The organism is Flavobacterium sp. MMS24-S5 (genome assembly GCF_050320125.1).
GTDB lineage: Bacteria > Bacteroidota > Bacteroidia > Flavobacteriales > Flavobacteriaceae > Flavobacterium > Flavobacterium tyrosinilyticum.
In genome coordinates, this window is sequence record NZ_CP190016.1 from 1,757,748 (window position 1) to 1,780,603 (window position 22,856).

Genomic DNA, 22,856 nt, shown 5'->3' on the forward strand with positions numbered 1-22,856 from the left:
ATCTGAGATTATTTACTCAAATACATTTTTCTTCTAGAGTACAATTCGTAGAATTGATCGTCTTTTAAGTCATCAATAAACAAGATGCTTTCTCCTGTTGATTTCATTTCTGGTCCGTAATGCTTTATTTACATTTGGGAATTTACTGAAAGAGAAAACTGGTTGTTTGATTGCGTATCCTTTTAATTGTGGATTGAAATCAAAGTCAGTTACTTTATTGTGACCTAACATTACTTTTGTAGCGTAGTTTACATAAGGTTCTCCGTAAGCTTTTGCAATAAACGGAACCGTTCTTGAAGCTCTAGGATTTGCCTCGATGATGTATACTGTATCATCTTTAATCGCAAACTGAATATTGATTAAACCTACAGTTTTTAAAGCTCTCGCAATTTTATGCGTATGATCTTTAATTTGTTGCATTACAAACTCTCCTAAGTTGAAAGGAGGCAATGTTGCATTACTATCTCCAGAGTGAACTCCACAAGGCTCGATATGCTCCATAATTCCGATGATGTAAACATTTCCGTCAGCATCACAAATTGCATCAGCCTCAGCTTCGATTGCTCCCGCTAAATAGTGATCTAAAAGTAATTTGTTTCCTGGAATTGCTTTCAACAAATCAATAACGTGCTCTTCAAGCTCTTTTTTGTTGATTACAATTTTCATTCCCTGACCTCCTAATACATAAGAAGGACGAATTAAAAGTGGGAAATCTAAAGTATCTGCCAATTTTGAAGCTTCGTCAGCCGTTTCAGCGATTCCGAATCTTGGGAAAGGAATATGCAATTCAGTCAATAAATCTGAGAATCTTCCTCTATCTTCTGCTAAGTCAAGTGCATCAAAACTAGTTCCGATGATTTTTACTCCGTATTTAGACAATTTATCTGCTAATTTAAGAGCTGTCTGACCTCCCAACTGCACGATTACACCTTCTGGTTTTTCGTGTTGGATGATGTCATAAATATGCTCCCAGAAAACTGGTTCGAAGTATAATTTATCGGCCGTATCAAAATCTGTAGAAACTGTTTCAGGATTACAGTTAATCATGATCGTTTCATAACCACATTCTTTAGCTGCTAAAACTCCGTGTACACAAGAATAATCAAATTCGATTCCTTGACCAATTCTGTTTTGGTCCAGAACCTAGAACGATTACTTTCTTTTTATCTGTAAGAACACTTTCGTTATCTACATAACGTTCTCCGTTAGCTTTTTCAATTTCAGCTTCAAAAGTTGAGTAGTAATAAGGTGTTTTAGCTTTAAATTCAGCCGCACAAGTATCAACCAATTTGAACACACGGTTAATGTTCATGTTCATACGTAAAGTGTGCACTTCACTTTCTAAACAACTCATCATGTGAGCGATTTGTCTATCTGCAAAACCTTTTTGTTTTGCCTCAAGCAATAACTCTTTTGGAAGATTTGAAACTTTGTAGTTTGAGATTTCTTTTTCTAAAGTATAAAGCTCTTCGTATTGCTTTAAGAACCACATGTCGATTCTTGTAATTTCGTGAATGGTACTTAATGGAATTCCCATTGCAATTGCATCGTAGATTACGAATACGCGATCCCAACTTGCATAAGTTAGTTTTTCGATAATTTGTTCGTAATTTTTATATCCTTTTCCGTCAGCACCTAAACCATTTCTTTTAATCTCTAAAGATTGAGTAGCTTTGTGAAGTGCTTCTTGGAAAGAACGCCCGATTCCCATAACCTCACCTACAGATTTCATCTGAAGCCCTAAAGTTCTGTCTGAACCTTCAAATTTATCGAAGTTCCAACGTGGGATTTTTACGATTACATAATCTAAAGTTGGTTCGAAAAGAGCCGAAGTCGATTTTGTAATTTGGTTTTGCAATTCATCTAAGTTGTATCCTAAAGCTAGTTTAGAAGCGATTTTTGCAATTGGATATCCAGTTGCTTTTGATGCTAAAGCAGAAGAACGAGATACACGAGGGTTAATCTCGATGGCTACGATATCTTCTTTTTCGTCTGGCGAAACTGCAAATTGTACGTTACATCCCCCAGCAAAATTTCCGATACTTCTCATCATTAAGATAGCGTAGTCACGTAATTTTTGAAAAGTTGTGTCAGACAATGTCATTGCCGGAGCAACTGTTATAGAATCTCCAGTATGAATTCCCATTGGATCCATATTTTCGATAGAACAGATAATTACAACGTTATCATTTTTATCTCTTAAAAGTTCTAACTCGTACTCTTTCCATCCCATCAAAGCTTTATCAATTAAAACTTCGTGAATTGGAGAAGCTTCAAGTCCGCGAGTTAAAAGCTCATCAAAATCTTCTTTTTTGTAAACCACAGCTGCTCCAGTTCCTCCTAGTGTAAACGATGGACGAATAACAAGCGGGAAACCAAATTCTTGAGCGATTTCTTTTCCTTCAAGGTAAGAAGTAGCTGTTTTTGCAGGCGCAGTTGGCACATTAATTCTTTCTAAAAGCTGCTTAAACTGCTCTCTGTCTTCTGTAATATTAATAGCATTTACATCAACACCGATTAATCTCACTCCGAAATCTTGCCAGATTCCTTTTTCTTCAGCTTCCAAACACAAGTTTAAGGCTGTTTGTCCTCCCATTGTTGGTAAAACAGCATCAATTTGCGGATGTTCCTTAAGAATTTCAATAATCGATTTTGTCGTTAAAGGTTTCAAATAAATATGATCGGCCATAGATGGGTCGGTCATAATCGTCGCTGGATTCGAGTTAATCAAGATAACCTCAATTCCTTCTTCACGAATCGAGCGTGCAGATTGAGATCCCGCATAATCGAATTCGCAAGCTTGGCCAATAACAATAGGCCCTGAACCTATTATTAAAACTGATTTTATTGATGTGTCTTTAGGCATTTTTGTATGTATTGTGTAGTTGTTTACGATTTAAAAAAACTTTTCTAGTGCACTATAAACTAGAAAGTTGAGAGATTTTTTACCGACAAGGTATAAAAAAAGGCGATACTAAAAAAGTAATCGCCTTATGTATGTTTATACAAACATTATTTTTTGTGTCTAGGCTCGCTAGAAACAGTTAATTTATGTCTTCCTTTTGCTCTTCTACGCGCTAGAACTTTTCTTCCATTCGCAGAAGCCATTCTGTCCATAAATCCGTGCTTATTTCTTCTTTTTCTTTTCGATGGTTGAAACGTTCTTTTGCTCATTGCTTTGTATCTTTAAAAATGGTATCTATTAACTCGTTTATTTGGTTTTGGATATCGTTGTTCAAAAACCGAGTGCAAATATACAAAGACTTTTTTTTCTGGCAAGTACTTTTATAAAAATATTTTTAATTCCTTTTACTATCTTTGCAATCACAAATTTACAATAATTATGTTTCACAAGAATATTAAACTTATTTTGGCCGGACTTCTTGTAGTGGCGGGCGTTTGGCAATTTACAGAAAGTAATATTGGGAATGGTATATTCCTTATCTTATTGACTGCAATTCCAATTTTTCTTTATTTTAAAAACGAATTTATCCTTTTAGCCTTCCTTAAATTAAGAAAACAAGACTTCGAAGGTGCTAATAAATGGTTATCATATATCAAAAATCCAGAAGGAGCATTAGTAAGAAAACAACAAGGATACTTAAATTATTTACAAGGTATCATGTTATCTCAAACCAATATCAACCAAGCGGAGAAACATTTCAAAAAAGCAATCGAACTTGGACTATCAATGGACATGGATTTGGCTGTGGCTAAATTAAACCTTGCTGGAGTTGCAATGTCTCGTAGAAGAAAATTGGAAGCGACTAATTTATTAAACGAAGCTAAAAAATTAGACAAACAAGGTATGCTGAAAGAGCAAATCACGATGATGAAAGAACAAATGAAGAAAATCTAATTTTCTAAATTACAATATTTAAAATCCCAAATTCCAAAAGAGTTTGGGATTTTTTTATTTTAGATTGTTGAGTTTAGATTTTAAATTTTGCTCATTTTATGTCTTCCTGAGCGAAGTCGAAGGACACGCAAAGTAAAGAAAACATTGAATGGATTTAGCATGCGATCCTTCGACTTCGCTCAGGAGGACAAGCGTGATGTTTACTTTACGCACACCTTTGTCTTTTTTCTATTTTAGATTGCTGATTTAGATCTTTCTATTTTGACGATTTTCCGTATAGTATGTCATCCCGAGGAACGAGGGATTTCCGCAAGAAACTCCCCAAAGTAAATTACCAATCTTTGTCGAGCTACTTGCGGAGATTTCTCCCTACGGTCGAAATGACAAGATTATGTACAGATGTGCTTAGATACATCTTTGCCAAAGTTTAAAACTTTGACAAAGATTACAAATCCTCAAAGTATTGGAATTTGGAATTTTTAAAATTGGAATTTCACTCAAGTATAATAGAAGGCAGATTCTCATTCAGCCATTTATACTTATTCAAGATCATAATATGAGTTCCGCCCTTTACTAAAATGCATTTATCAATATATTTAATGGGAAAAACATCATCTTTATCTCCGTGGATATGCACTACATTTTCATCAATTTTATCGCGATCCCATAAGATTACACTTTCTACCGCCCATTGTAGATATCCTAAATCACGGACAGATAAAAATTTCTCATACAATTTAATTCGCTTATTGACTTTTTCGCCAAATGAAAATTTAGCCAATTTCTCAACATTCAAAATTAACTGCATCGGAATTAGTTTGTAAGCTTTTGTCCTCTTCCCTATTTTCATTCTTCTCGGGAACTCCAAATTACTTCTTACACTCGATATAATAATAACTTTTCGTGCTTTTATATGTTTCGAAATTTCCTGAACTAGAATTCCGCCAAAAGAAACTCCGACTAAAACAGGATTTTCGTGTTTTATATTTTTACTAATTCGAAGTGCATAATCTGACAAAGATTCTTTCGGATGTGGAATTTCCCATTCCAAAAGATGCATTTCAAAAGTATCTTCATCCAATTTTATTCTTTCAAAAATAGATGAACTCGCAGCCAAACCTGGCATAAAATAAACTGGAATTTTACTCATAACATTAAAATGAAATTACCATTAAGATATTTATTCTAAAAAATAAAGTTACTTTTTTTAATGTCATGATAATCAAATTTCAGACCTATTTTATGTCAATTCAAAAAAAATCCAAGTTGAAAACAAAAACTTAAAGTTTATAGCTGCAAAAAATAATTTAATATTGAAAATCAAATGATTACCTTTGCAATTCGAAATATTTCTTGAAATTAAAACTTATAAAGAATTTTCTTTCATTAAAATTTCGAATCCCAAATTCACTATTTACCAATAACCTAACAAGAAATTACTATGGAATCTTCTGTAACTATGGAAATCAAAGACAACACTTTTGCACGCCAATTTGAAACTGTCATCCCTGAAGGAATGTTAGCAGTTGAGTATTCATTTCAAGAAAAAAAATCTTTTTAACCAAGATCAATAAACCAGATTCATACGAGAACGAAGAAACGATCAATATGCTGCTTAAAAATATATTAGATTTAAGTTCTGAAAAAAATTACAGAGTAGTTCCTATTCACCCAAAGATTGTTTCGTTTTTCAAAAAAAACCCTAGATACAAAGAACTACTTCCTCCAGGAATTAGAATCTAAAAATATCCAATTACTCGGAGCCACAATCCTCCTATTACCATATAAATAAAGAGCATAACCAAACCAGTTACAAGCCCTTTGACCCACCAGCTCTTTAGGTCAACGTAACCGCTCCCAAAAAATACGGGTGCCGGACGATGACCATAGTGCGTTAAAGTTCCGTAAAGAGATCCGACAAAACCAAGCATAAATGCCAGTAATAATCCCGGAATTCCGAGCGAAACACCAACACCAAGCAAGGCTGCGTACATTGCTGCAACGTGCGCAGTTGCACTTGCAAAAAGATAATGACTAAAGAAGTATACCAATATAATGATCGGAAAAGCCATCTGCCAGCTTAATCCGCCAATTTCTGCTTTTACTAAATCGCTAAACCACGCGATAAAGCCTAATTCATTAAGTGAACTGGCCATCATTACTAAAACAGAAAACCACACAATGGTATCCCAAGCACCTTTTTCAGCTTTTACATCATCCCATGTCAAAACTGAAGTTAAAAGTAAAATTACCAATCCGATAAAAGCTGTTGTTGTTGCATCAATAGAAAGCAGATCTCCTGTCATCCAAAGAAAAAGCAGAATAAAAAAGGTCAGCAGCATCATCCATTCATCTCTAGTTATTGCCCCCATTTCTTTCAATTTCTGTGTTGCAATCTGCGGCGCATCTCCAGTCTTTTTTAATTCTGGAGGATAAATTTTATAAAGAACGAACGGAATTACAATAAAAGCACACAACCCCGGAACAATTGCAGCCGCCGCCCACGACATCCAGCTAATTTTTATTCCTAAATTAAGCGCAAACTTCTGACACATCGGATTACTCGCTGTTCCTGTTAAAAACATCGAAGAAGCAATCAGGTTCATATTATAACTATTTAAAGTTAAATAAGCCCCTAATTTCCTATGTGTTTCAGGTTTGTCTGGCATTGAACCAAAACTCATCGACATTGATTTCATGATCGGATAAACAATTCCTCCTCCTCTAGCCGTATTACTTGGAACAGCTGGCGCTAAAACCAAATCTGCCAATCCTAAACCATACGCGAGTCCTAAAGAACTTTTTCCGAATATTTTTATGAATAAAAAAGCAATTCTATTTCCCAGACCTGTTTTTATAAATCCTCTCGCTATAAAAAATGAAATTCCGATCAGCCAGATTACCTTATCACCAAATCCTTTTAATGCTAATGTGATCGATTTTCCAGGATCTCCTGGAGCCAAAACCTGAGACATCGCCGTTAAAGCAATTGCAATCATACACATTGTTCCCATCGGAGCCGCTTTTAAGATAATTCCTAAAATAGTAGCCACGAAAATGGCAAACAAATGCCAAGCTTCTGTTACAACTCCTTCTGGAGCCGGAACAAACCAAATGGCAACCAAAACTGCCAGTGTAATTAGGGTCTGTGGAATTTTTACTTCTTTCATAAAAACAAAGATTAAGTGAATTAAATTCTGAGCTGTAACTGAATTAAAAATAAATTATCGTTGTAGGTTGATGTATCTGGAATGCTTTTATCAAATCTGTCAATTTCAAATCCCATCTCGATACGTCCTGTATACGATTTTCCGAATTCCAAACTGACCATTGGCGTGTAAGTGGTGCGTACATTTGAATCGATTTTGTAGCTCGGATCAAAAGTTTCGTAGCGACAAGAAATTTCAAATGCTGTGAGTTTTTTATAATCTACTGCATATCTAAAATTTGGCAGAAAATAAATCCCACGCATTTGATAATCTGCAACATTCTCTGTACGGCTAGCAACTGGCAAAGAATAATATAAATTATGATTTGTTCCTTGCTTATATTCTATCTGCAAATCAAAACTTAGCTTATCGGTTATTCTAAAATCACTGGTAATATCTGCTCCTAGTGCAAAAACATCTTCCTTAAAGACTTTCCCGAAACCTCCGTTTAACCCCAGATTAATTTTATACTCTTTTGACAATCCAAAAACCCATCTTGAAGAATATTGCTTTCCGTTATCTTTATCCATTTCTACATTTTTCCCATTTCCGTTTAAAATAGAAACCGCATAATTCACTGGGATTTTCCCAATATCAAAACCTCCTGTCGCTGATGCTCCGATTTGAAAACTTGTCCATCCATTTTTTCCAAATTCATAATACTGATTCGAAAAATCAAAAGATTTAATAATATCTACCGGAACAAGCTCCTCAAGACCAAATGCTGGACGAAATTGCCCTCCTGTTAAAGCTATATATTTATTAAAAGTATATTTCCCGTAGGCATTTTCAAGAACTTTTCCCTTTGGATCAGATTTAAAATCGGCTAAATTGACCAGAATTACAATTTCTGTAGTCTCGCTTAACTTTGTATTTAAACCCACACGCATTCTTTTTATGTCAAAAGAACTTTGAACTGCATCTCCCGTTGAATGATGCGTTCCTAAAACGTCTACATTATCTCCAAAACTCTCTAGATATCTTGCTTGAAGAAGCCCTTTTAATTGAAATTGCGGATATTTTACTTCTTCACTTTCTTTTTTATCAGCTCCTTGATTCACATCTCCTTGGGCATATAAAAAAAATGGGGTTATAAAAAAAGGAAAAAAAATGGCGATAGTAGACTTTTACTCATAGGCTTAAATTAAATGAAACAGTAATGCTTATATAGTGATTTAAAAATCAGCGTTCTATTCTTGATCAAAAAACTTAATTACTTATAGTCAACACGAAATGAGAACACTAAAGTAACAAAAAAAGACATTTTATGTAAAAAAAATTGCATTAAAATACTGTTACGAATATTGCAACAAAGAAAAAGGGCATAAGAATAAACTTATGCCCTTTGAAAATTATATTGAAAAAATACTATTTCTCGATCTCTCTCATAGAATCCATTTTCTTATGAGCTAAGAAACCAGCAACATCTTCAAAGTGTTCTTTAACTCTTTTATTTCCGAATTCAAAAACTTTAGTCGCTAATCCGTCAAGGAAATCACGGTCGTGAGAAACCAGAATCAAAGTTCCGTCGAAATCGCGTAAAGCATCTTTAATGATGTCTTTGGTTTTCATATCCAAGTGATTCGAAGGCTCATCTAGAATTAATAAGTTAACTGGCTCCAACAACAATTTAATCATTGCCAAACGAGTTTTCTCTCCTCCAGAAAGCACTTTTACTTTTTTAGTAATATCATCACCTTGGAACATGAAAGCTCCTAAAATATTTTTGATTTGCGTTCTGATATCACCAACTGCAATGCTATCGATTGTTTCAAAAATGGTAGCATTTTCATCTAATAAAGCCGCTTGATTTTGAGCAAAATATCCGATTTGTGCGTTATGACCAATTTCTACGCTTCCAGAATCAACGCCGATTTCTTTCATAATCGCTTTAATCATTGTCGATTTTCCTTCACCATTTTTTCCAACGAAAGCTACTTTCTGACCGCGTTCAATTACAATGTTTGCATCTTTAAACACTACATGATCTCCGTAAGCTTTAGACATTTCTTTTACAATAACAGGATATTGTCCAGAACGTGCTGCTGGCGGAAATTTTAATCGTAAAGCCGATGTATCAACTTCATCAACCTGAACAATTTCCAATTTCTCAAGCATTTTTACACGAGACTGAACGGCATCTGTTTTAGAGAATGTTCCTTTGAAACGGTCAATAAAAGCACGATTTTCTGCAATCATTTTTTGTTGCTCATCATATGCTTTTTGCTGGTGAATTCTACGATCTTTTCTTAATTCTAAGTAATGAGTATATTTTGCTTTATAATCATAAATCCTTCCCATTGTAACCTCAATAGTACGATTGGTGATATTATCAACAAAAGCTCTATCGTGCGAGATTACCACTACAGCTTTAGCTTGGTTTAGCAAAAATTCCTCTAACCACTGAATACTTTCAATATCCATATGATTCGTTGGCTCATCTAGCAAAATCAAATCAGGTTTTCTCAATAGAATTTTAGCCAATTCGATACGCATTCTCCATCCTCCTGAAAATTCAGAAGTTTGACGTCCAAAATCTTCACGTTCAAAACCTAAACCAACCAAAATTTTCTCAACTTCAGCTTCGTAGTTTACTTCTTCAATTGCATAAAATTTTTCACTTAAGTCAGAAACTCTTTCGATCAATTTCATATATTCATCACTTTCATAATCTGTACGAACTGTCAATTGCTCATTAATAGCATCGATTTCAGCTTTCATTGTAAAAATCTCACTGAAAGCTTTTGATGCTTCTTCCATAACCGTTGCACCATCTTCGGTAAGCAAATGCTGTGGCAAGTAAGCGATTACAGCTTCTTTTGGAGCAGAGATACTTCCGGTTGAAGGTTTGTTTGCACCTGCAATTATCTTTAAAAGTGTAGATTTTCCCGCACCATTTTTACCCATCAGGGCAATTTTGTCATTTTCATTAATAGCAAAAGAAACATCGCTAAAAAGTGTAGTTCCACCAAACTGAACCGAAATATCGTTAACTGTAATCATTTGTGTTTGTTAATTTGTTTAATCGGTTAATCGTTTATTTGACTACCCATTTTTTTTCGTGCTGCAAAGATAGATTTAATTAGATAATGTCCCAATTTGATAATTAGATAATTTTGGAAATGTGTTAATTAGATATTTTTTTTTGCCACAGATTAAAGAATTTTTACTGATTATTTTTTTTAAAGAATCCATATTCTAAAAAAAAAATCTTTTTAATCTTTAATCTGTGGCAAAAAAAAGAAGCTTGATTCATTTTTAAGCCTGACCAGATTTTCCAATTTCAAAATTTTAGTCTTAACTTGTACTATAATTTTAAAAATCAGCGAAATATGAGAACGAAATTAAAACTGACGATCTGCTTAATTACGGGATTACTATTTGGACTTTCTTCAAATGCACAAAAAACCGTAATTAAAAAAGAAGCTTTACCAGGCAATGCACAAACATTCTTAAAAACGCATTTTGGATCTAAGAAACCGAGCTATATACTAGAAGACAAAGAAATTCTTTCTACAGAATACAAAGTGCAATTTAGCAATCAAATCGAAATTGAATTTGACAAAAAAGGAAACTGGAAAGAAGTGGATGCTAAAACTGGAAAAGTTCCAAAATCTATTATCCCAAAAAAAATTGCTTCTTATATAAAAGAAAATTTTCCTAAAGAAGACGTAACCAAAATAGAAATTGGTTCTTCTGGATATGAAACAAAATTAACCAATGGTTTAGAATTAAAATTCAATTTAAAAGGGAATTTCACTAAGATTGATAAATAATTTTTAGCCACAGATTACAAGGATTAAACTGATTTTTTTGCCAAGATAAAAAAAAAATATTCTGTGTAAATCCTATTAATCTGTGGCTAAAAAAAACAAAACCCGACAGGTTTTAAAAACCTATCGGGTTTGCTATAATTATCTAATTTTCAAATTGACTAATTATCTAATTAAATTAGTCTTTTCTCCATTTTTTAGTTTCTTCGAAAATATGCTCCATAATTGCAACTTCCGTTGCATCGAATTCTATATTTCTTCGGCTCATCACTAACCTCGCTGTTTCAAAAGCTTTTTTAGTTACATAAGTTGTAAATCCTGCAGCGCCGCCCCAAGAAAAACTTGGAACAAAATTGCGAGGAAATCCAGACCCGAAAATATTAGCGCTTACACCAACAACAGTTCCTGTATTAAACATCGTATTGATTCCGCATTTACTGTGATCTCCCATCATCAAACCACAAAACTGAAGTCCTGTTTTAGCAAAACCTTCTGTTTCGTAGCTCCATAATTTTACTTCTTCGTAATTGTTTTTTAGGTTTGAGTTATTAGAATCTGCTCCAATATTACACCATTCGCCTAAAACAGAATCGCCTAAAAATCCTTCATGCCCTTTATTTGAATTGGCAAAAAGAACTGAGTTCTTAACTTCTCCGCCTATTCTCGATCCTGGCCCAACAGTCGTTGCACCATAAACCTTCGCCGACATTTTTACAATTGCATTTTCACATAAAGCAAAAGGGCCACGAATAACCGTGCCTTCCATGATTTCGGTATTTTTACCTATATATATAGGACCGTTTGAAGCATTTAGAGTTACAAACTCTAATTTTGCACCTTCTTCAATAAAAATATTTTCCGGAGCAATTACATTAACGCTTTTAGGAATGGGTTGCGAAGTACGATCTTCTGTCAAGTATTTAAAATCTTGACGAATCGCTGCATCGTTTTTTGAGAAAATATCCCAAGTATGCTCTATAGTAATACAATCTTCATTGTACCGAATAATTTCATAAGAATCAAAATCGACTTCTTCTTGGTTTTCGTTTGCAAAAAATGCAATTACATCTTCACCTTTAAAGATTGCTTGGTTTTCTGTTAAATTAGAAACCATCTCTGCAAGAGTATCATTTGGCAAATACGCTGCATTGATCATTACATTTTCCTCCATTTCAACCATTGGGAATTTCTCCGATAAATATTCCTCTGTTATAGTCGTGATTGTCGAACCAAGATATTTTTCCCATTTCTGGCGAATTGTCATGATTCCTACCAAAATATCAGCTACTGGACGTGTAAAAGTAAAGGGTAATAAAGCATTCCGAACGGGACCGTCGAAAAGAATGTAGTTCATAAAAATTGAGTGTTTGTTAAAATTTGATTTGGTTACCTGACAACAAAGTTACAAATATTTTACCGGTTTAGTAAAAAACCATTTTAACGAAAAGTAATATTTAACGCATAAAAAAAGCCTCCCAGAATATGGAAGGCTTTTGTATAATATAAAACAGCTATTATTTTTTAGCGTGTTTAGCGTATTTAGTTTTGAATTTATCAATACGTCCTGCAGTATCGATAAGTTTAGATTTACCAGTATAAAAAGGGTGAGATGTTCTAGAAATCTCCATTTTTACAACTGGATACTCAACTCCGTCAACTTCAATTGTTTCTTTTGTATCTGCAGTAGATTTAGTAATAAAAACGTCATCATTAGACATGTCTTTAAATGCAACTAATCTGTAATTTTCTGGGTGAACTCCTTTTTTCATCTTGTCTTTTTATTTATTGTTAATAGAGCATCTTCATTTTGAAGCTTTTTCATGGTTAGAAAAAGGTATAAACAAACAATACTCTTTTTTGTTTAAAAATTTAATTATTTTTGAGTGTGCAAATTTACAATTCTTTTTTAATAAACAAACAGTTAGCTTACTTTTTTTTAGTTTATTTCGAAAAGCTTTTTTTATATCCGATTATAGGGGGAATTACTATATTTGTGGATTAATTTTAAAACTATCACAATATGATTAATGAAGTTATAAAAAAGAACGGCGTTACTTACGGAATCATCTTAGGAATTATTCTGGCATTAATTACAGCAACTATCTATGCGGTAGATTTAAAATTATTTGTTTCAGGCTGGATTGGCGGTCTAAGTTTTGTCATTTATGTAGTAATTGGAATCTTATTGCTTACTAAAACAAAAAAAGACATCAATGGTTTTTTCTCTTTTAAAGATGCTTTTACAACCTTCTTTATAACTACAATAATTGCTCTCGCAATTTCTACTTTGTTCAGCATCGTATTGTTTAATGTAATTGATCCTGAAGCAAAAACAACTATAAGCGAATTATTGGTTAAATACATGGCCGAAACATTGCAGAAATTTGGAACTCCAGCCGCTAAAATAAACGAAGCTTTAGCTAAAATGAAAGAAAACAATCCTTTCTCAACTGTTGAACAATTAAAAGCTCTTATTTTCAGTATTATTGGCTATTCAATCTTAGGATTAATTTTAGCAGCATTTTTTAAAAGCAAATCTACACAAGAATAAAAATATAAATGAATTTATCTATACTTATACCGCTTCTAAACGAGGAGGAATCACTTAAAGAACTCTACACATGGATCATTAAAGTGATGCAGTCTAACAATTACTCTTATGAAATCATTTTTGTAGATGATGGTAGTACAGATAATTCTTGGCAGATTATTGAAGGTTTCTCTAACGAAAATCCTAGTGTAAAAGGGATTCGTTTCATGAAAAACTTCGGAAAATCTCAAGCTTTACATGCTGGTTTTGCAAAAGCAAAAGGTGATGTTATTATTACCATGGATGCTGACTTACAAGACAGTCCAGACGAAATTCCCGAATTGTATGAAATGATTATAAATCAGAAATATGATTTGGTTTCTGGATGGAAAAAGAAACGTTACGATTCCGTTGTGGCCAAAAATCTTCCTTCAAAATTATTTAACTGGGCGGCTAGAAAAACTTCTGGCGTTGAGCTAAACGATTTTAACTGCGGATTGAAAGCCTACAAAAATGTCGTGGTAAAAAACATCGAAGTTTCTGGCGAAATGCACCGTTATATTCCTGTTTTGGCTAAAAATGCTGGATTTGGAAAAATTGGCGAAAAAGTAGTCATTCACCAAGCTAGAAAATATGGTGAAACAAAATTCGGAATGGAACGTTTTATAAACGGTTTCTTGGATTTGATTACGATTTGGTTTTTATCAAGATTCGGAAAAAGACCTATGCACTTATTTGGCGCGATGGGTTCGTTAATGTTTATTATCGGATTTTTGTCTGCAGGATACATTGGCGTTTCCAAACTATACCATATGTATACTGGAATGAAATACACTTTGGTTACCAACAATCCGTGGTTTTACATTGCTTTAACCACTATGATTCTTGGTACTCAATTATTTTTAGCAGGTTTCTTAGGCGAAATTATTCTAAGAACTAAAAGCAATGAAGCACGTTACAAAGTAGCTCGAGAGGTTAATTTTTAACGAAAAGCCCTAGCCCTGATGGGAACGGCATCCTTTTGTGGTGGGGTTCACCACAAAAGATATAGTGGACAGCAGGATTAGCTCCTGAAAAAGGCCTTATCTTTAATTAAAACTTAAAAAAAATATACAATGAACATCGCACCAAATATATTAAATGCTGTAAACGAATGGTTGACACCAACATTCGATCAAGAAACGCAAGCTGCTGTTAAGGAATTAATGACAACTTCTCCTAAAGAACTGGAAGAGAGTTTTTACAAAAACTTAGAATTCGGAACTGGAGGAATGCGTGGTGTTATGGGGGTTGGTGATAATAGAATCAACAAATATACGCTTGGAAAAAACACTCAGGGATTATCTGACTACCTGCACAAAGTTTTTCCAAACGAGCCTTTAAAAGTGGTTATTGCTTACGATTGTCGCCATAACAGTAATACTTTAGCAAAAGTTGTTGCTGATGTTTTCTCAGCAAACGGAATTCAAGTGTATTTGTTCTCTGATTTGAGACCAACACCAGAATTATCTTTTGCACTTAAATATTTAAAATGCCAGTGTGGAATTGTTTTAACAGCTTCTCATAATCCACCAGAATACAACGGATACAAAGTTTACTGGCAAGACGGTGGACAGATTGTTCCGCCTCAAGACAAAGAAATTGTCAATGTAATCGAAAGTTTGGGTTATGATAAAATCAAATTCAATGCAAACGAAAGTTTGATTGAGTACATTGATACCGAAATAGACAAAGCTTTTATAAAATCGTCTATTGAAAATGCAAGTTTTAATACTCCAGCTGAAGCCAAAGACAATCTTCACATTGTGTTTACTTCACTGCATGGAACTTCTATAAAATCAATTCCAGATGTTTTATCGCAAGCTGGATATAAAAATGTTCATATTGTTCCTGAGCAAGCTGTTCCAGACGGAGATTTCCCTACAGTAAAATCTCCGAACCCTGAAGAACCAGAAGCTTTGACTATGGCTTTGGCTTTGGCAGACAAAACAAATTCTGACATTGTAGTAGGAACAGATCCTGACTGCGACCGATTGGGAGTTGCCGTTCGTAACAACGATGGCAAAATGATTTTATTGAACGGAAATCAGACGATGGTTTTAATGACTTCTTTCTTATTGAAACAATGGAAAAAAGCAGGTAAACTTAACGGAAAACAATTCGTGGGTTCAACAATTGTTTCTACTCCAATGATGATGGAATTGGCGTCAAGTTATGGTGTTGAATGCAAAGTTGGATTGACTGGTTTTAAATGGATCGCAAAAATGATCAAAGATTTTCCTGAGCTTGAATTTATCGGTGGTGGTGAAGAAAGTTTCGGATTTATGGTTGGCGATGCCGTTAGAGACAAAGATGCTGTTGCTGCTACTTTATTAATATGCGAAGTTGCCGCTCAAGCTAAAGCTGCAGGAAGCTCAGTTTACAAAGAACTTTTACAGCTTTATGTTGAAAATGGTTTCTACAAAGAATTCTTAGTTTCGCTGACTAAAAAAGGAATGGAAGGTTTACAAGAAATCAACCAAATGATGGTTGATTTACGCGAAAATCCTTTAAAAGAAATCAACGGACAAAGAGTTATTATGGTTGAGGATTACCAATCGTCTATTGCTTTGAATTTATTAGACGGTTCAGAATCGACAATGGAAATCCCAAAATCGAATGTATTGATTTATTATACAGAAGACGGATCAAAAATTTGCGCTAGACCAAGTGGAACGGAACCTAAAATTAAATTCTATATCAGTGTAAATGCTGCAATTGAATCGGTTTCTGATTTTGATGAAGCAGAGAAATTCTTAGACAACAAAATTAAAAATATCATTGCAGACATGCAGTTAAATTAAACCTGCATTTCTCAATTAATACAATTTTGCAAATTGCATGCAGAATTACAAGTTCGATATCTTTGAACTCTGGTTTACAATCTTGAAAGTAAATCAGAGTTTTTTTTATAAAAAAAACTAAAAAGAAATTGAAAACACCTCAATTGGATTAATTTTGTGCATTGAAAATTACATGCTCAAAATAAATACTAAAACCCAAAAGAGCTGACCCAACCAAAAGAAAATAACATCAAGAAAAATAAATGAGTAATTTCAAAAAAATAGTTCCTTTTATATATCCGTATAAAAAATACGCATTCTTAAATATCTTTTTCAATGTTTTGTATGCACTTTTCAGCACACTTTCGTTTGTGGCTTTAATTCCTATGCTTCAGGTATTATTTGAAAAAGGAAAAAGAGTAGAAATAGAGCCAGTTTACGAAGGCATTTTTAAAATAAAAGAATATGCCGAAGACTATTTGGCTTACTACATTACCACTGCACAAAAAAACCACGAACCTGGTTATGTTTTGTCGGTAATGGTTGCCATTATTATTTCAATCTTTTTACTTAAAAACTTAGCCGATTATTTGGCGATGTTTTTTATCAATTTCCTTAGAAACGGAGTATTAAAGGATATGCGAAATGCATTGTACAAAAAAACACTAGAACTCCCTTTGGCATTTTATTCTGAAAAAAGAAAAGGAGACGTAATTTCTAGAATTTCAGCTGACGTAAACGAGGTTCAAAACTCTTTCTTGGCCATCTTGGAGCTTATTGTAAAAGAACCTTTAACGATTATCTTTACCATAACCACGATGCTTATCATTAGTGCTAAGCTGACGTTGTTTGTTTTCATTTTTATTCCTGTTTCTGGATATATTATTTCATTGATTGGAAAGCAACTTAAAAAACAATCAACCAAAGCCCAAGAAGAACAAGGAAGATTCCTTTCTACTATCGAAGAGACAATTGGTGGATTGAAAGTTGTAAAAGGATATAATTCAGAAAATTACTTTAATAAAGTTTTTCAAAACTCGACAGAGCGCTTTTTCACTTTATCAAATAGTATTGGAAACCGCCAAAACTTAGCTTCTCCAGCAAGTGAATTTATGGGAATTACCGTAATTGCTATTTTACTTTGGTACGGCGGTCAAATGGTTTTGATTGACAAAACACTACAAGGCGCTGCGTTTATTGCTTACATGGGATTAGCTTACAACATTCTAACTCCTGCAAAAGCAATTTCTAAAGCTTCTTATGGAGTAAAAAGAGGAAATGCAGCAGCAGAACGTGTTCTTGAAATTTTAGAACAAGAAAACACTATCGTTTCTAAAGAAAATGCTGTTGAAAAAACAACTTTTGATGACAATATCAGCGTTCAAAATGTAAACTTTAAGTACGAAGAAGAAACAGTTTTAAAAGACTTTTCTCTTCAAATAAAAAAAGGACAAACTGTTGCTCTTGTAGGACAATCTGGAAGCGGAAAAAGTACAATTGCAAATTTATTGACTCGCTTTTACGATGTTAACGATGGTTCTATTTCTATTGACGGAATTAACATTAAAGACATGAATCTGCAATCTCTTCGAAGCTTGATGGGATTGGTAACGCAAGACAGCATTTTATTTAACGATACTATTAAAGCAAATATCGCTTTAGGAAAATTAGATGCTACTGATGACGAAATTATCGAAGCGCTTAAAATTGCGAATGCTTATGAGTTTGTAAAGGATCTTCCGCAAGGAATCTACACGAATATAGGTGATAGCGGAAACAAGCTTTCTGGAGGACAAAAACAGCGTCTATCTATTGCCCGTGCCGTATTGAAAAATCCGCCGATTATGATTTTAGATGAAGCTACATCGGCATTGGATACAGAAAGCGAAAAATTTGTTCAGGTAGCATTAGAAAACATGATGCAGAACAGAACGTCAATTGTAATCGCACACCGACTTTCGACTATTCAGAAAGCAGATGTGATTGTCGTAATGCAAAAAGGAAAAATCGTTGAACAAGGAACTCATGAAGAATTAATTGCCCACAACGGAACTTACAATAAACTGGTAACCATGCAGTCTTTCGAATCGTAAGAACAAATCAAACACCAGATTAATTTACACAGATTAAGGAAATATTAAAACTCAGTTTAATTTCTTTAATCTGTGTTTATTTTTATAACTTTAGGATAGTTAAAGATTGAAATTTAATTCTTTCAGAAAATGTATCTTAACAACCCCAACATAAAACTTCCAGACGATCCCGATACTATAGTTTGGAAATATCTAGACCTATCCAAATTTCTTGATTTATTGCTTTCGAAGAAACTTTTTATGTCACGTTCAGACAAGTTTGAAGATCAATACGAGGGAACTTTCAGTGAACCGACTTACGAAGAAATTAAAAAGCTAGCAGCAGATAACCCTGAATTTTTAAATTACTACAAAACCCATCGCGAAAAAGTAGCCATAAGCAGCTGGCATATTAATGAATATGAATCTTTTGCCATGTGGCAGATTTTTACCAAAAACAACGAAGGCTTAGCTATTCAATCTACAATTGGAAGACTGCAAAAAGCAGTAAAACCAGAAAACAATTTCGACCAGTTTATCGGCGAAGTAAATTACATCGATTATAAAAAAGAATATATTCCGTTTGATGATTTATTCTTTCCGTTTTTATTTAAAAGAAAAAGTTTTCAATATGAAAGAGAAGTCCGTATTCTGAGCGACACTTCCAAAAGTGACATCAAATTAAACGACGGATTAAAGATCAACGTCGACATCAACCAATTAATCGAAAAAATATATATTCACCCAAAATCTGAAAATTGGTACAAAAAACTGGTAATAGAATTGGTTGAACGTTTAGGATTTGGTTTCGAAATTGAGAAATCGGATCTCGAAAGCGATATATTGATTTAAAGATGCTAAGGTGCTGAGATACTAAGATTCTGAGATGCTAAGATTCTAAGTTTTTTTTGCCACAGATTAAAGGATTAGAAAGATTTTTTTCCCGTTTCTGATTTGATTATGTTCCGTAGGAACATTTCATCGGTAGAAAAAATTATATTGTTTTGGTTAATTACGTTCCGTAGGAACGTTTGATTTAGACATTTTTTTGACAATCCAACACATCAAATGTTCCTACGGAACGTAAATTGATTTATCATCATTTTTTTCTACCGACCAGAAATTCCTACGGAATGACGGCTTGATGTATAAAAATAAAAAACGCTGTTTTCATTAATAAAAGCAATTTAAAAAAGAGAGGCTGTTTCAACTTATTGAAACAGCCTCTCTTTTTATAAATCTTTTTAATCCTTTAATCTGTGGCAAGAAAAAAACTTAGAATCTTAGCATCTCAGAACCTTAGCACCTTAGATAGGCTTATAACTCTTCACTTCCCATTTTTTAGAAGCCAAATCTATATAGTTGTAGTGCAACACATCATTTTTATCAAACTGTCCGTTTTGGTTCGTGTCTTCGATTGTTCTAAAATACAGACGGTTTTTAGATTCTATCAAACTCCAATCTACCAATTCTTCCAAATCGGCTGAAACTTTTGTAAAATTTTCGCCGCTGATATCACTTAAGTACAAAGTTTTAATATCGCTTGTATCAATTTTCCCGTCTTTATTAGTATCTGAATCTGTTAATGTATAAACCATAACATTATTATGCGTTTTATCTGCAACGGTTTTCAGAAAAGTAGCCGTTAAAATTAGAACTGGCTTATCTGACAAAGGTCGGATAGAATCTGAATCTACTTTTTGGAATTTTAAATTCTGAAGATATCCTGTAATTTCATATTCTCCTAAATTAGAAATCGTAAAACTTACATCATTAACGCTCGAAGAACCAAATCTTGCCTTAGATCCTCTTTCAAAAACTCTTAAATCTCCAACTGGATGAATTAAATAATTGGTTCCTTCCATTTGAATTGGCAAATCGGCGATTTCAATCTGGGTTGTATCGGTTTTAGTAATGCTCACTTTATTTGAAGCACCGTAACTTACTTTTGGTTTTTGAACTTCTTCTCGGCAGCTTATGACTGTTCCGATAAGTATAAGGGCGATATATTTAAAATACTTTTTCATCTACAATGATTATATACGATTATCAAATATACTATTTTTGATTGTATTTTTTGTTTTTATTGAATTTTATAACCGATCACGGAGCAGATTAAAGCCTCGCATTAATCTTAACGTTAAAAACTCTCGAAGTCATATAATTTGGAATCGCATATTGATTTTTTGAATACACATCACGAACCCAAGTATTTGTAATCGCATTTTGATTATTAAAGAGATTAAAAATTTCTAACCCCAAAGACAATTCTTTAAAGTTTTTTAGCCAGCCTGTTTTTGTGTTCTTCGTACTACTGTCTACAAAGACTTTTGCAAAACCAATATCTGCCCTTCTATAATCATTTAATCTATTTTGATACAAGTATGGATCTGTGTAAGCTGGCGCACCACCTGGCAAGCCTGTATTGTAGACTAAATTTAAATACACTTTCACACTTGGAATGTTCGGCATATAATCCTGAAACAACATCGCAAATTTTAATCTCTGATCTGTCGGACGGGCAATATATCCTTTGTTTTCGTAATTTTCTTCCGTTTTCATGTATCCAAAACTTATCCAAGATTCGGTTCCTGGTACAAATTCGCCGTTTAATCTAAAATCAAAACCTTGCGCATATGCTTTTGCATTGTTATTGGCAACATAACGAATACGAACATTATCAATAGAATACACATTTACATCTGAAAGTGATTTATAATAAAGTTCCGTCACCCATTTAAAGGGGCGATTCCACATTTTAAAATTATAATCGTTACCCAAAACAACATGAATCGCTTCTTGTGCTTTTACATTCGGATTTACGACGCCGTCCAGATCTCGAAGTTCCCTATAAAATGGCGGTTGGTGGTACAATCCTCCAGAAATTCTAAAAACCATATCGCGATTCCAATCTGGTTTTATTGCAAATTGTGCACGCGGACTTACCACAAATTGTGTTTTTCCTTCTTCTATTGCTCCCGAAACATTCCATCCTTGAAAACGAGCTCCTAAATGATACCAAATCTGACTTGAACCAATTTCCGATTGTTTATTCCACTGCGCATAACCAGAAAATCTATTTATGGTATTAAAATTTGTAGCACGAATATCTTGATACGGCAAAAGTGGCCCAGTGTAAGGAGCATAGGGCTGATTATTTTTTGGAAGAATAAGCAACGGCGGATTTATAGAAAATCCAGCAGAATCGATTACCTCCCATTCTACTACTCGATCTCGAATGGATTCTCTAGTATATTTTAAACCAAATTCTAACTGGCTTTCTTTCCAGTTCTGAATTCCTTTCAGTTCAATATTTGCAATTAAAGCATCCAAATCGTTACGGGCATGATTTAGCTGAGAACCAATTCCGCGCGTAAAATCAATAGCAGAAGCATTTTCTGGATCTTCAGCGTTTACGCTTCCTAAACGATATTGCGCCAAAATATCAAAATGCTCCTTTTCTGTAGTATGAAATAAAGAACCAATTAATTTTAAAGTAAGTGTAGAAGATGCTTTATAAGTAGTTTTAAGAGCCCCAAAATAAGTATCGTATTGATCTTTTTCTTGCCCGTCATAATATACTGAAAGCGCCATTGGCTGGTCTGCTGTACCAAAATTAGTTTGACGCACCAAAGGTTCATACGAATATTTATTTTGAGAAATATTTCCTAAAAAGCTCATTTGCCACTTTTCAGAAATATCGTAATTGATATTCGTTTGAATGTCGGCAAAAGTCGGTTTGTAATTAGTCTCTGTATCTTGGCTGTTTACCAAAAGGCTATTATTTCTATAACGCACTCCAGTTACCGCTGACCATTTTTTGTTTTTTGAAACTAAATCGACCGCGGCACTTCCTCCTAGAAAACTGGCTTCAAAAGCAGCACCAAATTGCGTTGGCTTTCGATAAGTAATATCTAAAACAGAAGACAATTTATCTCCAAACTTGGCTTGAAATCCACCAGCAGAAAATTCAACATTCTGAACCAAATCTGTATTCGTAAAACTTAAGCCTTCTTGTTGTCCCGAACGAATTAAAAACGGACGATAAACTTCTACTTCATTCACATAAACTAGATTTTCATCATAATTTCCGCCTCGCACCATATATTGCGAACTCAACTCGTTATTGGAATTAACACCAGGAAGCGTTTTCAAAATATTTTCGATTCCGGCATTTGCGCCTGGAATTTTCTTTATGGTTTCTGCATCAACAGAGGTAATTCCTTGAACTCGCTTTCTATTTCCAGAAGAAACAAAAACCTCTCCCATTTGCTCCTCAGAATTATTCATAATCGGATTAAAAACAAAAACTTCATTTGTTTTCAAACTAACGGTTAGACTCATCATTTTTAATGAAACGTGAGTAAAAATCAAGGAAACTTTTTTGTTTGAAGGAATTAAGATTTCATAAAACCCATTCGAATCTGACTGAACAAAAGTATTCTGCCAGGAGACATTCACGCCCGAAACAGGATGTTTCTCTGCATCTAAAATCAGCCCTTTAATACGAGCGTTTTGAGCTAATGCAATACAGCTGAAAAATAAAAAGAGAAAAGCGAATGTAAACCTATTTTGACTCAAAGATTTTGGG

At 33.8% G+C, this 22,856-nt stretch carries 16 protein-coding genes and 2 pseudogenes; 8 read left to right on the forward strand and 10 right to left on the reverse strand.

The window, feature by feature from the left end; translation table 11 throughout:
* Nucleotides 1–8: 8 nt before the first annotated feature.
* Both carB and rpmH read right to left on the reverse strand, forming a co-directional pair.
* Nucleotides 9–2,866, reverse strand: a pseudogene (gene carB / locus ACPWTF_RS07950) (carbamoyl-phosphate synthase large subunit).
* Between the two features lie 146 nt (nucleotides 2,867–3,012).
* Nucleotides 3,013–3,174, reverse strand: coding sequence for a 50S ribosomal protein L34 (gene rpmH, locus ACPWTF_RS07955; protein ID WP_008464848.1), 162 nt, complete (start codon nucleotides 3,172–3,174; stop codon nucleotides 3,013–3,015).
* A gap of 169 nt (nucleotides 3,175–3,343) precedes the next feature.
* Between rpmH and ACPWTF_RS07960 the strand changes: the two genes are divergently transcribed.
* Nucleotides 3,344–3,859 carry a DUF2892 domain-containing protein gene (locus ACPWTF_RS07960; RefSeq protein WP_379800882.1) on the forward strand — a complete coding sequence of 172 codons (516 nt, stop codon included), beginning with the start codon at nucleotides 3,344–3,346 and terminating at the stop codon, nucleotides 3,857–3,859.
* Between the two features lie 493 nt (nucleotides 3,860–4,352).
* Here the strand turns inward: ACPWTF_RS07960 and ACPWTF_RS07965 are convergent, their stop codons facing one another.
* Entirely contained in the window at nucleotides 4,353–5,009 is a 657-nt protein-coding gene (locus tag ACPWTF_RS07965) for an alpha/beta hydrolase (RefSeq protein WP_427875067.1), read from the reverse strand.
* Between the two features lie 309 nt (nucleotides 5,010–5,318).
* On the opposite strand from ACPWTF_RS07965, the pseudogene ACPWTF_RS07970 reads away from it, so the two are divergent.
* A pseudogene (locus ACPWTF_RS07970) lies at nucleotides 5,319–5,602 on the forward strand (GNAT family N-acetyltransferase).
* Here the strand turns inward: ACPWTF_RS07970 and ACPWTF_RS07975 are convergent.
* The 3 genes from ACPWTF_RS07975 to ACPWTF_RS07985 form a co-directional block, all read right to left on the reverse strand.
* Nucleotides 5,599–7,029: an anion permease gene (locus ACPWTF_RS07975; RefSeq protein ID WP_427875068.1), complete on the reverse strand. Its 1,431-nt coding sequence runs from the start codon at nucleotides 7,027–7,029 to the stop codon at nucleotides 5,599–5,601. The pseudogene ACPWTF_RS07970 and the gene ACPWTF_RS07975 overlap by 4 nt on opposite strands.
* A gap of 20 nt (nucleotides 7,030–7,049) precedes the next feature.
* Nucleotides 7,050–8,129, reverse strand: coding sequence for a porin (locus tag ACPWTF_RS07980; RefSeq protein ID WP_427875069.1), 1,080 nt, complete (start codon nucleotides 8,127–8,129; stop codon nucleotides 7,050–7,052).
* A gap of 307 nt (nucleotides 8,130–8,436) precedes the next feature.
* On the reverse strand, nucleotides 8,437–10,071 hold the full coding sequence (locus ACPWTF_RS07985; RefSeq protein ID WP_250837249.1) for an ABC-F family ATP-binding cassette domain-containing protein: 1,635 nt from the start codon (nucleotides 10,069–10,071) through the stop codon (nucleotides 8,437–8,439).
* A 329-nt stretch (nucleotides 10,072–10,400) separates the two neighbouring features.
* On the opposite strand from ACPWTF_RS07985, the gene ACPWTF_RS07990 reads away from it, so the two are divergent.
* On the forward strand, nucleotides 10,401–10,844 hold the full coding sequence (locus tag ACPWTF_RS07990) for a PepSY-like domain-containing protein (protein WP_427875070.1): 444 nt from the start codon (nucleotides 10,401–10,403) through the stop codon (nucleotides 10,842–10,844).
* A 175-nt stretch (nucleotides 10,845–11,019) separates the two neighbouring features.
* Here the strand turns inward: ACPWTF_RS07990 and ACPWTF_RS07995 are convergent, their stop codons facing one another.
* Together ACPWTF_RS07995 and ACPWTF_RS08000 are read right to left on the reverse strand one after the other, a co-directional pair.
* Entirely contained in the window at nucleotides 11,020–12,195 is a 1,176-nt protein-coding gene (locus ACPWTF_RS07995; protein ID WP_427875071.1) for a GlmU family protein, read from the reverse strand.
* A gap of 160 nt (nucleotides 12,196–12,355) precedes the next feature.
* Nucleotides 12,356–12,610 (reverse strand): type B 50S ribosomal protein L31, encoded by a 255-nt coding sequence (locus tag ACPWTF_RS08000; protein WP_007804523.1) that lies wholly within the window; start codon nucleotides 12,608–12,610, stop codon nucleotides 12,356–12,358.
* A gap of 251 nt (nucleotides 12,611–12,861) precedes the next feature.
* On the opposite strand from ACPWTF_RS08000, the gene ACPWTF_RS08005 reads away from it, so the two are divergent.
* The 5 genes from ACPWTF_RS08005 to ACPWTF_RS08025 all read left to right on the forward strand — a co-directional run bounded on the left by ACPWTF_RS08005 (nucleotide 12,862) and on the right by ACPWTF_RS08025 (nucleotide 19,117).
* On the forward strand, nucleotides 12,862–13,392 hold the full coding sequence (locus ACPWTF_RS08005) for a DUF4199 domain-containing protein (RefSeq protein WP_427875072.1): 531 nt from the start codon (nucleotides 12,862–12,864) through the stop codon (nucleotides 13,390–13,392).
* An 8-nt stretch (nucleotides 13,393–13,400) separates the two neighbouring features.
* A complete protein-coding gene (locus ACPWTF_RS08010; RefSeq protein ID WP_248728057.1) occupies nucleotides 13,401–14,357 on the forward strand; it encodes a glycosyltransferase family 2 protein in 957 nt (318 codons plus the stop codon).
* 129 nt (nucleotides 14,358–14,486) lie between these two features.
* The gene (locus ACPWTF_RS08015) at nucleotides 14,487–16,214 is read left to right on the forward strand and encodes a phospho-sugar mutase (RefSeq protein ID WP_427875073.1); all 1,728 of its coding nucleotides are present in this window, start codon (nucleotides 14,487–14,489) and stop codon (nucleotides 16,212–16,214) included.
* 242 nt (nucleotides 16,215–16,456) lie between these two features.
* Nucleotides 16,457–18,286, forward strand: coding sequence for an ABC transporter ATP-binding protein (locus ACPWTF_RS08020; protein WP_427875074.1), 1,830 nt, complete (start codon nucleotides 16,457–16,459; stop codon nucleotides 18,284–18,286).
* 129 nt (nucleotides 18,287–18,415) lie between these two features.
* A complete protein-coding gene (locus tag ACPWTF_RS08025) occupies nucleotides 18,416–19,117 on the forward strand; it encodes a hypothetical protein (protein ID WP_379800872.1) in 702 nt (233 codons plus the stop codon).
* A 455-nt stretch (nucleotides 19,118–19,572) separates the two neighbouring features.
* On the opposite strand, the gene ACPWTF_RS08030 is transcribed toward ACPWTF_RS08025, so the two are convergent.
* Both ACPWTF_RS08030 and ACPWTF_RS08035 read right to left on the reverse strand, forming a co-directional pair.
* Nucleotides 19,573–20,292: a hypothetical protein gene (locus ACPWTF_RS08030; RefSeq protein ID WP_427875075.1), complete on the reverse strand. Its 720-nt coding sequence runs from the start codon at nucleotides 20,290–20,292 to the stop codon at nucleotides 19,573–19,575.
* Between the two features lie 88 nt (nucleotides 20,293–20,380).
* Nucleotides 20,381–22,846, reverse strand: coding sequence for a TonB-dependent receptor (locus ACPWTF_RS08035; protein ID WP_427875076.1), 2,466 nt, complete (start codon nucleotides 22,844–22,846; stop codon nucleotides 20,381–20,383).
* Nucleotides 22,847–22,856 lie beyond the last annotated feature (10 nt).